12 protein-coding genes are annotated in these 13967 nt (G+C 62.9%); 7 read left to right on the top strand and 5 right to left on the bottom strand.

What is annotated here, in order from left to right:
- Positions 1 to 92: 92 nt before the first annotated feature.
- The 3 genes from aguA to HYE77_RS21275 form a co-directional block, all read right to left on the bottom strand.
- The gene (gene aguA / locus HYE77_RS21285) at positions 93 to 1199 is read right to left on the bottom strand and encodes an agmatine deiminase (RefSeq protein WP_102604451.1); all 1107 of its coding nucleotides are present in this window, start codon (positions 1197 to 1199) and stop codon (positions 93 to 95) included.
- A gap of 6 nt (positions 1200 to 1205) precedes the next feature.
- Positions 1206 to 2084, bottom strand: coding sequence for an N-carbamoylputrescine amidase (gene aguB / locus HYE77_RS21280; RefSeq protein ID WP_177069279.1), 879 nt, complete (start codon positions 2082 to 2084; stop codon positions 1206 to 1208).
- A gap of 125 nt (positions 2085 to 2209) precedes the next feature.
- Positions 2210 to 5119, bottom strand: a complete 2910-nt coding sequence (locus HYE77_RS21275) for an aminotransferase (protein WP_177069278.1) — start codon at positions 5117 to 5119, stop codon at positions 2210 to 2212.
- A 177-nt stretch (positions 5120 to 5296) separates the two neighbouring features.
- Between HYE77_RS21275 and rfbB the strand changes: the two genes are divergently transcribed.
- From rfbB to HYE77_RS21240, 7 genes are read left to right on the top strand one after another with little or no spacing between them, the layout of a single operon-like run.
- A complete protein-coding gene (rfbB, locus tag HYE77_RS21270; RefSeq protein WP_177036529.1) occupies positions 5297 to 6379 on the top strand; it encodes a dTDP-glucose 4,6-dehydratase in 1083 nt (360 codons plus the stop codon).
- The gene (gene rfbA / locus HYE77_RS21265) at positions 6376 to 7251 is read left to right on the top strand and encodes a glucose-1-phosphate thymidylyltransferase RfbA (protein WP_087692716.1); all 876 of its coding nucleotides are present in this window, start codon (positions 6376 to 6378) and stop codon (positions 7249 to 7251) included. Before rfbB ends, rfbA begins: the two co-directional genes overlap by 4 nt.
- The gene (gene rfbC, locus HYE77_RS21260; protein ID WP_008435750.1) at positions 7248 to 7793 is read left to right on the top strand and encodes a dTDP-4-dehydrorhamnose 3,5-epimerase; all 546 of its coding nucleotides are present in this window, start codon (positions 7248 to 7250) and stop codon (positions 7791 to 7793) included. The genes rfbA and rfbC overlap by 4 nt, the downstream gene beginning before the upstream one ends.
- Entirely contained in the window at positions 7790 to 8659 is an 870-nt protein-coding gene (gene rfbD, locus HYE77_RS21255) for a dTDP-4-dehydrorhamnose reductase (RefSeq protein WP_177021025.1), read from the top strand. Before rfbC ends, rfbD begins: the two co-directional genes overlap by 4 nt.
- Positions 8660 to 8695: 36 nt before the next feature.
- Entirely contained in the window at positions 8696 to 10504 is a 1809-nt protein-coding gene (locus tag HYE77_RS21250; RefSeq protein ID WP_023659335.1) for an ATP-binding protein, read from the top strand.
- Positions 10501 to 11886 carry a sigma-54 dependent transcriptional regulator gene (locus tag HYE77_RS21245; protein ID WP_003213224.1) on the top strand — a complete coding sequence of 462 codons (1386 nt, stop codon included), beginning with the start codon at positions 10501 to 10503 and terminating at the stop codon, positions 11884 to 11886. Before HYE77_RS21250 ends, HYE77_RS21245 begins: the two co-directional genes overlap by 4 nt.
- Positions 11887 to 11913: 27 nt before the next feature.
- Complete coding sequence (locus tag HYE77_RS21240; RefSeq protein WP_087692720.1) at positions 11914 to 12369, top strand: YiiD C-terminal domain-containing protein; 456 nt, start codon at positions 11914 to 11916, stop codon at positions 12367 to 12369.
- A 113-nt stretch (positions 12370 to 12482) separates the two neighbouring features.
- On the opposite strand, the gene cysQ is transcribed toward HYE77_RS21240, so the two are convergent.
- On the bottom strand, positions 12483 to 13319 hold the full coding sequence (gene cysQ / locus HYE77_RS21235; RefSeq protein WP_003213220.1) for a 3'(2'),5'-bisphosphate nucleotidase CysQ: 837 nt from the start codon (positions 13317 to 13319) through the stop codon (positions 12483 to 12485).
- Complete coding sequence (nudE, locus tag HYE77_RS21230; RefSeq protein ID WP_003213218.1) at positions 13316 to 13882, bottom strand: ADP compounds hydrolase NudE; 567 nt, start codon at positions 13880 to 13882, stop codon at positions 13316 to 13318. Before nudE ends, cysQ begins: the two co-directional genes overlap by 4 nt.
- Positions 13883 to 13967 lie beyond the last annotated feature (85 nt).

Raw genomic sequence — 13967 nt, 5'->3', positions numbered from 1 at the left:
CGAACCTGACGGGCCGCGGGCTTTCCGTGAGCGCGCAAAACATGGCGCACTCGAATGCCGGTAAACCCGGCACCAGGCTGTTACAACTGCACTCAGTTTTTGTGCGGGGCCGGCTGTTGCTGGGTCAGACAGTGGATGTTGCCGCCCCCCAGTAACAGTTCGCGGCCAGGCACCATCACCACTTCATGCTGCGGGAACAGGCTCTGCAGAATCTCCTTGGCGCGGCTGTCCAGCGGGTCGTCGAAGCTCGGCGCGATGATGCCACCGTTGACGATAAGGAAGTTGACGTAGGAACCGGCCAACCGCACGGTGGGATTGCGCTCCTGGGTGCCGTCTACCGGGTCCACGCCTGCGCATTCTTCCTCGGTGGCGTACAGCGGCCCCGGGATCGGCATTTTATGCACTGTGAACGAGCGGCCCTGGGCGTCGGTGCTGCTTTGCAGTACGTCCATGGCGGCATGGCAGCGCGCATAGTTCGGGTCTTGCGGGTCGTCGGTCCAGGCCAGCAACACTTCGCCCGGGCGTACGTAGCAGCAGAAGTTATCCACATGCCCATCGGTTTCGTCGTTGAACAGGCCATCCGGCAGCCAGATGATCTTATCCACCGCCAGGTTGGCGCTGAGCACCGCTTCGATTTCCTCACGCTGCAGGTGCGGGTTGCGATTGCGGTTAAGCAGGCATTCTTCGGTGGTGATCAGGGTGCCTTCGCCGTCGACGTGGATCGAACCGCCTTCCAGCACAAACCCTTCGGTGCGATAACGCGGGCTGCGCTCGATCTCGAGGATCTTGCCGCCCACCTGGGAGTCGCGGTTCCACGGCGAGTACAAGCCACCATCAAAACCGCCCCAGGCGTTGAAGTCCCAGTTCACACCGCGCACTTCACCGCTGTTGTTGATCACGAAGGTCGGCCCGGTATCGCGGACCCAGGCGTCGTCGCTGGACATTTCCACCAGGCGAATATTCGGCACGTCCAGGCGCGCCCGGGCGTTTTCGTACTGGCCGGCCGAGACCGCCACGGTCACCGGTTCAAAACGTGCGATGGCCTTGGCCACCGCCACATGGGCGGCCTGCGCCGGCTTGCCGCCCAGGCGCCAGTTGTCCGGGCGTTCGGGCCAGATCATCCAGGTCTGGGTCTGTGGCGCCCATTCGGCAGGCATGTAGAAGCCGTCGGCGCGGGGGGTGCTGTGCAAAGTGGTCATGGCGATTCAGGACTCCAGGGAACCGTCGAGGGTTTTAAGCGCACCATACAGGTTCGGACGGCGATCGCGGAACGAACCCCAGGCGCTGCGAATGTGTTCAAGTTCATCGAGATCGAAGCGGTGCACCAGGATGCCTTCTTCGGTTTCGTTGAGTTCTTCTACTTTCTCGCCGAACTGATTGGCAATGAAGGACGAGCCGTAGAAGGTGATGTCGTAGCCGTCTTGCTCCTCGTTACCGATGCGGTTGCTGGCGATCACCGGCATCAGGTTGGCGCCGGCATGGCCTTGCTGTACCCGCTGCCAGTGGTCACGGGACGAAATTGTCTTGTCGTGGGGCTCGCTGCCGATGGCGGTCGGGTAGAACAGGATTTGCGCGCCTTGCAGCGCCATGCTGCGGGCGGCTTCCGGGAACCACTGGTCCCAGCAGATGCCCACGCCGATCTTCGCGTAGCGGGTGTTCCACACCTTGAAGCCGGTGTCGCCGGGGTTGAAGTAATACTTTTCATGGTAGCCCGGGCCGTCCGGGATGTGGCTTTTCCGATAAATCCCGAGGTTGGAGCCGTCTGCGTCGATGATCGCAATGCTGTTGAAACGCGCGCGACCGGCCAGTTCATAGAAACTGATGGGCAACACCACCTGCAGTTCCCGGGCGACCTTCTGGAAGTGCTTGATCGCGACGTTATCTTCAACCGTGGTCGCCAGTTGCAGGTAGTCCGGGTTCGGCTTCTGGCAGAAGTACGGGGCCTCGAACAGCTCCTGGATCAGGATGATCTGCGCGCCCTTGGCGGCGGCCTCACGCACCAGCCTTTCAGCGGTTTCGAGATTGGCATCAAGGTCCCAGGAACAGGCCATCTGGGTCGCGGCAACGGTAACGATACGGCTCATGAATCATCTCCTCGGCGGCGGGCAAGTGGACGCCTTTATAGCGGATAAAAATCGGCTTTTGAAGCTAATAAATATCCACCCATCGAAAAATGATCAAATTTTACCGATAACAATCGAGTTTATTGTTACAAGCCTTCCTCCAGAACCTTCGCCAGCATGTCGACGAAGAAATCCACACTGTGCCGTGAGGTGACCATCGGCGGCTTGATCTTGAGGATGTTCAGGTGGTCTCCGGTGGGCTGCATGAAGATCCCCAGCTCCCGCAGCCGGTCACACAGCAGCGCGGTCTCTTCGGTGGCCGGTTCCAGGGTCTGTCGATCGCGGACCAATTCCAGCCCCAGGTAAAACCCGGAACCATGCACTGCGCCCACCAATGGATACTGCTCGACCAGCGCCTCCAACCGCGCCTTGAAGTGTCCGCCCACCTCCTGGGCGTTTTCCCACAGCTTTTCTTCCTCCATCACATCCAGCACCGCCATGCCGATCCGGCAACTCACCGGGCTGCCTCCCGATGAGGAGAAGAAGTAACCCTCGGCCTCCAGCGCCTCGGCGATTTCCCGGCGGGTGATCACCGCGCCCAACGGCTGGCCATTGCCCATGCCCTTGGCCATGGTGATGATGTCCGGCACCACGCCCTGCTCTTCAAAGCCCCAGAAGAAATGCCCCATGCGGCCGTAGCCCACCTGCACTTCGTCGGCGATGCACACGCCGCCCTGCTCACGAACCAGCGCGTACACCTGCTGCAAATATCCCGGCGGCAAAGAAATCCCGCCAGCATTGCCGTACACCGGCTCGCAAATGAAACCCGCCAGCTGGCGATTCTGCGCGGCGATTTTCGCCAGGTTGTGTTCCACGCTGCGTACGTAGTCGGGGGCGCTGTCCTGCCCGCGAAACTCGCCGCGATAGGTATTCGGCGCGGTCACCGGGTGCACCCAGTCCGGGCGGCTGCTCAAGGCCTGGGGGTTGTCGGCAATCGAAGTCGACACCGCATCCGCCGCCACCGACCAGCCGTGGTACGCCTCCAGCACGCTGAGCATGTCGCGCCCGCCGCTGTAGGCCCAGGCCAGGCGAATCGCCAGGTCGTTGGCCTCGGTACCGCTGTTGACCAGGAACACCCGGTCCATGGAGTCCGGCGCCAGCGCCAGCAAACGCTCGGAGAATTCGGCAATCGCCGCATAGTGGAAGCGCGAGTTGGTGTTGAGCAGCGACCATTGCCGCGCTGCCACCTCGGCCATGCGCGGATGACCGTGGCCGAGGACGGCGACGTTGTTGAGCATGTCGAGGTAGGAACGGCCCTGCATGTCGATCAGGTGGTTGCGCCAGCCGCGCTCGATGCGCGGCGGGTCGACGTAATAGTGCTTCTGCGAGCGGGCGAAGCTGGCGTCCCGACGCGCCAGCAGGGCTTCGGGGTCCAGCTCCGGCTCGGCGTCGCAGGCCAGTCCCAGCAAGGTAGCCGGGGATGGGCAGAGCGTTTGCCATGCCGCCGCCCGGGAAGGCGTGCAGAACAGCGGTGGCTCAAGCTCGGCGCGGCACAGTTGTACTGTCAGCGGCGCGACCACGTCGCCGATTACCTGGCCTTTTACCACTGCGGCGCCGTGCTTCAACAAGGCGTTCACGCCCCACAACCGAACACTCAACTGGGCGCTATGCAGGCTCAGCAGGCCGTCGGCGCCATGGCGCAAGGTGCCGGCGAACGGTGCTTCCACCGTGGCGCCCAAGGGCATGTGCAGTTCTACGTGAAGCGCGAAGGTGTCGGGCTCGACGGCACTGTCGGGTTGGGTGCGGGACAGACGGTATTGACCATAACGACTGGCTGCCAGGCCATGGACCACGGCCGCTTGTTCCAGCAATCGGCGATCAATGCCCTCCTGCTCCCAGTTACCGGCCTCGAAATGCGGGCTGAGCACGCCCAGATCGATCAACGCGAATTCACGCCCAACGAGCCCCGGCAACAAAGGCGCGAAGCCTTCACCGACAATCGGCGGCAATTCGGCACCGACGCAGTTCAGGATCGCCGCCTCCATCAATTCAAAGGGCACCGAGGTGGCTACGTGGAAAATTTCCCACTCATGCTCGGCATTCTTCAACAGGTACGCGTTATCCGGGTCCAGGCGTTGCTGCTGTTCACTGCTCAGCACCAACACCGCGGCCCGCGCGACGATCAGCGGCCATAGCACCTGTAACTCTTCGCGCTGCAACGGCGTGATCCGGTGGCACGCCTGGATCGCCGGCAGGATTGCGAACGGATCACCCTCGGCATGATGCAGCAGCGCCGCGCAGGTCACCGACAGGTCGGCAATGCGCCAGGTGCGCACCAGGTCGCCAAAATCGATCACCCCCTCAATCTGCCAATGCCGCTGGGCATCACGCTGCCAGACCACGTTGTCATCGGTGATGTCCATGTGCACGGCTTGCCAGGGCAGGCGGTCGGCCAACGGCAGCAGACGCTGCCCGACCTGCTCCACCACGCGCTCCAGCCCGGCCCGATGCGGGAGGTTTTCGAGGGTCGACAGCAAATGAGTGATCAGCTCAAGGGCATGGCGTGGGTCCCATTGCAGGGTACGTTCCAGGCCCGGATGCTCGAAGTCGGCCAGCGCCTGGCTCATCCGCCCGCAGAGTTCGCCGAAGCCTGCGATCACCTCGCGCCCCAGATGGGGCAGATGGGTCAGCGGCTGGCCGTCGATGTAGTCCAGCAACCGCAGGTGCACGGTTTTCCCGGCGACGGTCTCGGTCAGCAGTTCTTCGCCAGCAAGCGACGAGATCACCTTGGGCACCCGTACATCCGAATGTTCCTGCAGATGCTTGAGGGCTGCGTGCTGGGCCTGCAGCTCGACGGCGGCGTAGTCGCCCCGGCAGATTTTCAGCACAAAGCGGCCACGCTCGCTGTCGATACGGTAGTTGAGGTCTTGCTGGCTGCCGAGGGACTGCAACGCCCCACCCAGGCCGTAATGCTGCTCAAGTAGCTGCGTCGCAGGCACAGGTCCGACTTGCGGGCAAGGCAGGCTGGCGCGATGAATCAACGTGGCGAGCAACATGTGAAGACCCCTGGCTTTTTTATCAGGCGCTTATATCGCCATTGTTGACGGGGGTTACGCAACCCCCAGTCCCGCGCAGTGCCGTCAATCTGACTGTGGCCCCTTGCACCACCTGGCTCCACAACTCAAGCTATGCTCCATTCGCTTAATGTCTGTCTAAGGAAAAGGGCCTCCGACATGCGCATTCTCATCACCGGCGGCGCCGGATTCATCGGCTCCGCTCTGATCCGGCACCTGATTCAACACACCGGGCACGAAGTGCTCAACCTGGACAAATTGACCTACGCCGGCAATCTTGAGTCGCTGGCCAGCATCGCGAGCAACAGCCGCTACGAGTTCGTCCAGGCCGATATCATCGACCAGGCCACCGTCAGCGCCGTACTGGCGCGCTTTGAGCCCCACGCGATCATGCACCTGGCGGCCGAGTCTCATGTGGACCGTTCCATCGACGGCCCGTCGGATTTTATCCAGACCAATATCGTCGGCACCTACAGCCTGCTGGAGGCCGCACGCGGTTATTGGCAGAAGCTGGAAGAACCGGCCAAGAGTGCCTTCCGCTTCCACCACATCTCCACCGATGAAGTGTATGGCGACCTGCACGGCGTCGATGACCTGTTCACCGAAACCACGCCCTACGCCCCAAGCTCGCCGTACTCGGCCAGCAAGGCCGCGTCCGATCACCTGGTACGCGCCTGGCAGCGTACTTACGGCCTGCCGGTGCTGTTGACCAATTGCTCGAACAACTACGGGCCGTTCCACTTTCCCGAGAAGCTGATTCCGCTGGTGATCCTCAACGCCCTCGCAGGTAAACCATTGCCGGTGTACGGCGACGGCCTGCAAGTGCGCGACTGGCTGTTCGTCGAAGACCACGCCCGCGCGCTGTTCAAAGTGGTGACTGAAGGTGTGGTAGGCGAGACCTACAACATCGGCGGCCATAACGAGCAGAAGAATATCGACGTGGTGCGCAGCATCTGCGGCCTGCTGGAAGAACTGGCACCACAACGCCCGGCGGGCGTGGAGAAATTCACTGACCTGATCACTTTCGTCAAGGATCGCCCGGGCCACGACCAGCGCTATGCGATCGACGCCAGCAAGATCGAGCGCGAATTGGGCTGGGTGCCCGAAGAAACCTTTGAAACCGGCCTGCGCAAAACCGTGCAGTGGTACCTCGATAACCTGGAATGGTGCCGCAGGGTCCAGGACGGTAGTTATCAAGGCGAACGACTGGGCAACACCGACTTTAAGGATCTGATCGCATGATGAAGGGAATCGTACTGGCCGGTGGCTCCGGCACGCGTTTGCACCCCATTACCCTGGGCGTTTCCAAGCAACTGTTGCCGGTGTATGACAAGCCGATGATCTACTACCCGATCTCGGTGCTGATGCTGGCCGGGATCAAGGAAATCCTGGTGATCTCCACCCCGGTAGACCTGCCGCAATACCGCAACCTGTTGGGCGATGGCAGCCAGTTTGGCGTGCGGTTCACTTATGCGGAGCAGCCGTCCCCGGACGGCCTGGCCCAGGCGTTTTTGATTGGCGAAGAGTTTATCGGCGATGACCCGGTATGCCTGATCCTGGGCGACAACATCTTCCACGGCCAGCACTTCGGCGAACAACTGCGCACTGCTGCCGAACGCCCATCTGGCGCCACGGTATTCGGTTACTGGGTCAAGGACCCGGAGCGTTTCGGCGTGATCGACTTCGACAGCCAGGGCCGCGCGCTGTCCATCGAGGAAAAACCAGCCAAGCCAAAGTCGAGCTACGCGGTGACCGGCCTGTATTTCTACGACAACGACGTGATCAGGATCGCCAAGGCAGTCAAGCCATCGCCACGGGGCGAGTTGGAGATCACCGACGTCAACAACGCCTACCTCAAGCGTGGCGACCTGCACGTGGAGCGCTTCGGCCGTGGTTTCGCCTGGCTCGACACCGGCACCCACGACAGCCTGCTGGAGGCCTCGACGTACGTGCAGACCATCGAGCACCGCCAGGGTTTGAAAGTGGCGTGCCTGGAAGAAATCGCCTACGAGAACGGCTGGATCGACCGTGACCACTTGCTGGAGCGGGCCAAGTACTTCGGCAAGACCGGCTACGGCCAATACCTGTATTCACTGGCCGGGGAGCAAAAATGAAGGTCACCGACACGTCGTTGCCGGGCGTATTGATCATCGAACCGAAAGTGTTCGGTGACGAGCGCGGCTTTTTCTACGAAAGCTTCAACGCCCGCGCCTTCGAAGAGGCCACCGGGCTCAAGCGTGATTTCGTGCAGGACAACCACTCGCGCTCGCAAAAAGGCGTGCTGCGCGGCCTGCATTACCAGCTCGAACATACCCAGGGCAAACTGGTGCGCGTCATCGCCGGCGAAGTGCTGGATGTGGCCGTCGACATCCGCCGCAGCTCGCCCAACTTCGGGCAATGGGTGGGCGTGCGGCTTAGCGCCGATAACCATCGCCAGTTGTGGGTACCGGAAGGTTTCGCCCACGGCTTTGTGGTGCTGAGCGACTACGCCGAGTTCCTCTACAAGACCACCGATTACTACCAGCCGAGCGCCGAGCGTTGCATCCTCTGGAACGACCCGACGCTGGCCATCGACTGGGAACTGACGGAGACGCCGCAACTGTCTGCCAAGGACCAGGCCGGGAAAAGCCTGCAAGAGGCCGACCTGTTCCCATGAAAATCCTTATCAGCGGCCAACATGGCCAAGTCTCCCGGGAGTTGCAACAGCGCCTCCGGGGCCTGGGCGAGTTGATCGTGCTGGGCCGCGATCAACTGGACCTGGCGCATCCCGAGCAGATCCGCGACCAGGTACGCGCCCATCGCCCGGGCCTGATCATCAACGCAGCCGCCCATACGGCCGTCGATCAAGCCGAGAGCGAGCCGGACGTGGCCTTCGCCATCAACGCCACCGCGCCCGGGATTTTCGCCGAGGAAGCCAAGGCACTGGGCATTCCGCTGATTCACTATTCCACCGACTACGTGTTCGACGGCAGCAAGGCCGCGCCCTACAACGAGGACGACGCAACCAACCCGCTGGGCGTCTATGGCGCAAGCAAGCTGGCGGGCGAACAGGCGATCGCGGCCATCGGCGGTGAACACCTGATCCTGCGCACCAGCTGGGTCTACTCGACCCACGGCAAGAACTTCCTGCTGACCATGCAACGCCTGCTGCAGGAAAAACCGCAGATGCGCATCGTCGCCGACCAGATCGGCGCGCCAACCTGGGCCGGGACCATCGCCAACAGCACCCGTGCACTGATCGAGCGCTGGCAGGCGGGCGAGGCCGGGGATTGGGGTGTCTACCACCTGACGGCCCAGGGCGAGACCTCGTGGTTCGGCTTTGCCCAGGCCATCGGCGAGCAACTACGGGCCAACGGTCGTGCCTGCGCCGAGCTGGAAGCGATTCCCTCCAGCGCCTATCCAACGCCGGCCAGGCGCCCGCTGAACTCGCGCCTCGATTGCAGCCGCCTGCAACAGCAATGGCATGTCTCGCAACCGCAGTGGCATGACGCATTGCGCGAGTGTCTTGCCGAGCAGCACTAGGCATAATGCGCCTGTACCCACAGGCGCATGACTCCCATGACTCCACCCCTTCCGCGAAGACCCCGCTGGCGCAGCCTGGCATTGCTGGCGCTATGCCTGGCACCGCTGTTGTGGCCGCTGGAGCACTTGGCCGAGCGTTATTACCGCAACGAACTGGCCGGCCAGAACCGCCAGACGCTGGACCTGTACGTCGCCAACCTGCTGGGCACCCTGCACCGCTACGAAGTGTTGCCACAAATCCTCGGTGACCTGCCGGCCCTGCGCACCGCCATCGACGCGCCTCACGTCAGCACCAACCTGGTCAATGCCAACCATCTGCTCAAGGACGTTGCCGCGCAGGCCGGGGTGGAAGTGATGTACCTGATGGACACCACCGGCAAGACCCTCGCCGCGTCCAACTGGGACAAGCAGGACAGCTTCGTCGGGCGTAATTTTTCCTTTCGCCCCTACTTCAGCGAAGCCATGGCCGGGCGCCTCGGGCGCTTCTTCGGCCTGGGCACCACCTCGGCCAAACGCGGTTACTTCTTCGCCGCCGCCGTACGCGATGGCGACAAAATCATCGGTGTGCTGGTGGTAAAGGTCGACCTGGACCACACCGAAAGCCTGTGGGGCAACACCCCCGAACAACTGCTGGTCACCGATCACAACGGCGTGGTGATCCTGACCTCGCGCCCGCAATGGCGCTTCCGTGCCACCCGGCCGCTGACGGATGAAGAACGCCGCGCCATCATCGCCATCCAGCCCTATCCGACCCGGGACCCGCAGCCGCTGAGCCTCAGCCCGACGGCGTGGGTGCGCCAATCCACCGACATCGCCGAAACCGGCTGGAAAGTCGAGATTCTCGCGCCGCGCACCTTGATCAGCCGCCCGGTGCGCACCGTGGTCGCGGTGGGTGGCGCCGCCTTGCTGGTGCTGATGCTGTTGCTCGGCCTGATGATGCAGCGCCGTCGTCACTACCTGGAACGCATCGCCTTCGAAGCCAAGGCCCGTCGCGAACTGGAGATGCGCGTGATCGAGCGGACCAGCGACCTGGAAGGCCTCAACCGGCGCCTGAAACAGGAAGTGCTGGAACGTGAACATGCCCAGCAGGAACTGGTGCGCGCCCAGGACGACCTGGTGCAGGCCGGCAAGTTGTCGGCGCTGGGTACCATGTCGGCGAGTATCAGCCATGAACTCAACCAGCCGTTGGCGGCGATTCGCAGCTACGCGGAAAACGCCGGGATTTTGCTCGACCATGAGCGCACCGACGACGCCCGTGGCAACCTCAAGCTGATCAGCGAGTTGACCGGGCGCATGGCCTCGATCATCGCTCACTTGCGCGCCTTCGCCCGGCGCGACCGGCATGCGCCGGAAAGCGTGGCCCTGCAACCGGCCCTGGACGATGCCCTGGCGCTGCTGGCCAAGCGGCGGCGGGCAATGGAAGTGGAACTGATCCGCGACCTGCCCGAGGCCACCTTGTGGGTGGCGGCCGGCGAAACCCGCCTGCGCCAGGTGCTGGGCAACCTGTTGGCCAACGCTCTGGACGCCCTGACCGAAAAAGGCCCGCCGCGCAAACTCTGGCTGAGTGCCCAAACCACCGAACAGGGCGTCAACCTGTACATTCGCGACAACGGCCCGGGTTTCTGCATGGAAGCCCTGGGCCGCGCCAGCGAGCCCTTCTACACCACCAAGACCCGCACCCAGGGCCTGGGGTTGGGCCTGGCGATCTGCGACACCCTGATGCGCGCCTTTGGCGGTGAACTGTTGTTCGCCAACCACAAGGAAGGCGGCGCACTGTTAACCTTGAAACTGCGCGCCGGAGCACCGGGTGTCAGTCTGCAACCGTCCGAGGACCGCAGTGTATGAGTATCGATAACCAGATTCAGGTGGTGTTGATCGACGATGATCCACACCTGCGTCAGGCCCTCTGCCAGACCCTGGACCTGGCCGGGCTGAAAGTCCTGACCCTCGGCGAAGCCCAGGGCCTGACCGCGCGCCTGTCCCGGGATTGGCCGGGGGTTGTGGTGAGCGACATCCGCATGCCCGGCATGGACGGCCTGGAACTGTTGAAGGAACTCCACGCCCAGGACCCGGAGCTGCCGGTGCTGCTGATCACCGGCCACGGCGACGTGCCACTGGCGGTGCAGGCGATGCGCACCGGCGCCTATGACTTCCTGGAAAAACCCTTCGCCAGCGACGCCCTGCTCGACAGCGTGCGCCGCGCCCTGGCCCTGCGCCGCCTGGTGCTGGACAACCGCAGCCTGCGCCTGGCCCTGAGCGACCGTCAGCAATTGAGTACGCGCCTGGTGGGCCACTCCCCGCAAATGCTGCGCCTGCGCGAGCAGATTGGCGCGCTGGCGGCGACCAAGGCTGATGTGCTGATCCTCGGTGAAACCGGTGCCGGCAAGGAAGTGGTAGCGCGTGCGCTGCACGATCTGTCGAACCGCCGCAGCGGCCCGTTTGTAGCGATCAACGCCGGCGCCCTGGCCGAGTCGGTGGTGGAAAGCGAGTTGTTCGGGCATGAGCCAGGGGCCTTTACCGGCGCCCAGAAGCGGCGCATCGGCAAATTCGAATTCGCCAACGGCGGCACGCTGTTTCTCGACGAAATCGAAAGCATGAGCCTGGATGTGCAGGTCAAGCTGCTGCGGCTGTTGCAGGAGCGTGTGGTGGAGCGTCTGGGGGGCAACCAGCTGATCCCGCTGGATATCCGCATCATCGCCGCCACCAAGGAAGACCTGCGCCAGTCCGCCGACCAGGGGCGCTTCCGGGCGGACTTGTATTACCGCCTCAACGTTGCGCCGCTGCGCATTCCACCGCTGCGCGAACGGGGTGAGGATGCGTTGATGCTGTTCCAGCACTTTGCCGACGAAGCCAGCACGCGCCACGGGCTACCGATGAAAGAGCTGCAACCGGGCCAGCGCGCGCTGTTGTTGCGTCACAGCTGGCCGGGCAATGTGCGCGAGCTGCAAAACGCCGCCGAGCGTTTCGCCCTGGGCCTTGAACTGGCGCTGGACAGCACCCCGGACAGCCCTTCGCCGGGCATCCTCACCAGCACGCCCGGCGGCTTGAGCGAACAGGTCGAACAGTTTGAAAAAAGCCTGATCGCCGCCGAACTGGCGCGCACCCACAATTCCATGCGCAGCCTCGCCGAGGCATTGGGCGTGCCGCGTAAAACCCTGCACGACAAACTGCGCAAGCACGGGCTGAACTTCGCTGACAGCGGCAACAGTCACGCTGACGACGAATGACCCTTTTCCCCCTGCCACGAGGCCACCATGAGTCGCGATAGCCGTTACCTGGAATCGATCCTTCACCACGACATTCCCCTGACCCGGGAAATGGGCCTCAAGGTTATCGACTGGCAGGACCGGCAGCTGCAACTGCGCTTGCCTCTCGACGCCAACATCAACCACAAGAGCACCATGTTTGGCGGCAGCCTGTATTGCGGCGCCGTGCTGGCAGGTTGGGGCTGGCTGCATTTGCAGTTGCGCGAGGAAGGGATTGAAGACGGGCACATCGTGATTCAGGAGGGGCAGATCAGTTATCCGCTGCCGGTGACCACCGATGCGACGGCGATTTGCCAGGCGCCTGATGACAAGGTGTGGAAGCGGTTTTTGGCGACCTATAAACGGTATGGCCGGGCGCGCTTGGCGCTGGAGACATGGATCGTCAACGAGGGCAGTGAAGAGCGGGCCGTGGCCTTTACCGGGCAGTACGTCCTGCACACATAACAAATGTGGGAGCGGGCTTGCTCGCGAAAGCGGTGGATCAGCCAATACATCTGGTGACTGACACACTGCCTTCGCGAGCAAGCCCGCTCCCACATTTTTGATCGGCGCTGTGTTTAAGAACGGGCCAGAGTCAGCAACCGCTCACGCCATTCAGCCTTGGCCGGCAGTGCCAAAAAGAACGGATTCAACAGCGATTCCCGCGCCGGGTAACTGAACGGCTGCCCATTCAATTCCAGCACTTCACCGCCCGCTCCTTCCAGCACACCCTGTGCCGCCGCCGTGTCCCACTGCGAGGTGGGCGCCAGGCGCGGGTAGCAATCGGCGCTGCCCTCAGCCAACAGGCAAAACTTCAAAGAACTGCCGATATTGGCCAGCTTCAGCTCGCCCAATCCGGCACTCAAGCCAGCGAGCAAGCGATCCTGTTCAGGGCTCGTATGGCGACGACTGGCAACCACAGTAAATGCTTCACCGCTCGCCGGGGTCTGGCGCACCTGGATTTGCTTGGGCGCAGCACCTACATCGGAACGCCAGGCACCCAGCCCGGCACCCCCGAAGTAGCACCGACCGCTGGTAGGCATCGACACCACACCGAACACCACGCGGCCTTTTTCGATCAGCGCGATGTTGACGGTGAACTCCTCGCTGCCGGAGATGAATTCCTTGGTGCCATCCAGCGGGTCCACCAGCCACCAGCGCTGCCAACCGGCGCGCACGCTCTGGTCAATGTCCGCGTCTTCCTCCGAGAGCACCGGAATGCTCGGGTCCAGGGCAGTCAGCCCGGCGAGGATCAAGTGATGGGCAGCCAAGTCGGCGGCAGTGACCGGTGAATCATCGGTCTTGGTGGTGACGGCAACATCGGCGCGCCAATACGGCAGGATGACCTCGCCAGCCTGGCGGGCCAATTCGATCGCGGGGGCAATAAACGGGTGACCCAGGAACAGTTCGCTCATGGCTGGAACGCTCCACGTTGAGTCAACAGGTCGCGTACCAGGTACAGCGCGGCCAACGCGCGGCCCTCGCTGAACTGCTCGTTCTGCGCCAACTGCGAGAGCTCCCTCAGGTTGACCCGGTCGACGCGCATCGGCTCGGGCTCGTCGCCTTCCAGGCGCTCTTCATACAGTTCGGTGGCCAGCACCACCTGGATTTTCTGGCTCATGTAGCCGGGGGACAGCGACAGCTCGGTGATGTGCTCCAACTGGCGGGCGCCGAAACCGGCTTCTTCCTTGAGCTCACGGTCGGCTGCCGCCAACACGTCTTCGCCCGGTTCGATCAGGCCCTTGGGCAGTGACAGTTCATACTCGTCGGTGCCGCCGCAATATTCTTCGATCAGCAACGCATGGTCCGAGTCGATCATCGCCACGATCATCACCGCGCCATATCCGGCCCCCCTGCCCACCAGGCGCTCGTAGGTCCGCTCCACGCCATTGGAAAAGCGCAATTGCACTTCCTCCACGCGGAACAAACGGCTACTGGCGACTATTTCGCGGGCGAGGACGGTGGGTTTCTGGCGCATGAGCGGCTCCTTGGCGTGATCGGGTTACTATACCGTGGCTTTTCCGATTGTCTGTGTCGGATATCTTTTCTTACATGAGTGTTCT

Source organism: Pseudomonas sp. IPO3774, from assembly GCF_013386835.1.
Taxonomy (GTDB): domain Bacteria; phylum Pseudomonadota; class Gammaproteobacteria; order Pseudomonadales; family Pseudomonadaceae; genus Aquipseudomonas.
Note: the sequence above shows the minus strand (reverse complement) of the source record. Positions and strands in the feature narration are given on the sequence as shown.

Coding starts and splice junctions, on each gene's coding strand:
- aguA (WP_102604451.1), bottom strand. CDS start 1,199: ATGACCACTTTGCACAGCACCCCCCGCGCCGACGGCTTCTACATGCCT.
- HYE77_RS21245 (WP_003213224.1), top strand. CDS start 10,501: ATGAGTATCGATAACCAGATTCAGGTGGTGTTGATCGACGATGATCCA.
- rfbA (WP_087692716.1), top strand. CDS start 6,376: ATGATGAAGGGAATCGTACTGGCCGGTGGCTCCGGCACGCGTTTGCAC.
- cysQ (WP_003213220.1), bottom strand. CDS start 13,319: ATGAGCGAACTGTTCCTGGGTCACCCGTTTATTGCCCCCGCGATCGAA.
- rfbC (WP_008435750.1), top strand. CDS start 7,248: ATGAAGGTCACCGACACGTCGTTGCCGGGCGTATTGATCATCGAACCG.
- HYE77_RS21240 (WP_087692720.1), top strand. CDS start 11,914: ATGAGTCGCGATAGCCGTTACCTGGAATCGATCCTTCACCACGACATT.
- rfbB (WP_177036529.1), top strand. CDS start 5,297: ATGCGCATTCTCATCACCGGCGGCGCCGGATTCATCGGCTCCGCTCTG.
- HYE77_RS21250 (WP_023659335.1), top strand. CDS start 8,696: ATGACTCCACCCCTTCCGCGAAGACCCCGCTGGCGCAGCCTGGCATTG.
- rfbD (WP_177021025.1), top strand. CDS start 7,790: ATGAAAATCCTTATCAGCGGCCAACATGGCCAAGTCTCCCGGGAGTTG.
- aguB (WP_177069279.1), bottom strand. CDS start 2,084: ATGAGCCGTATCGTTACCGTTGCCGCGACCCAGATGGCCTGTTCCTGG.
- nudE (WP_003213218.1), bottom strand. CDS start 13,882: ATGCGCCAGAAACCCACCGTCCTCGCCCGCGAAATAGTCGCCAGTAGC.
- HYE77_RS21275 (WP_177069278.1), bottom strand. CDS start 5,119: ATGTTGCTCGCCACGTTGATTCATCGCGCCAGCCTGCCTTGCCCGCAA.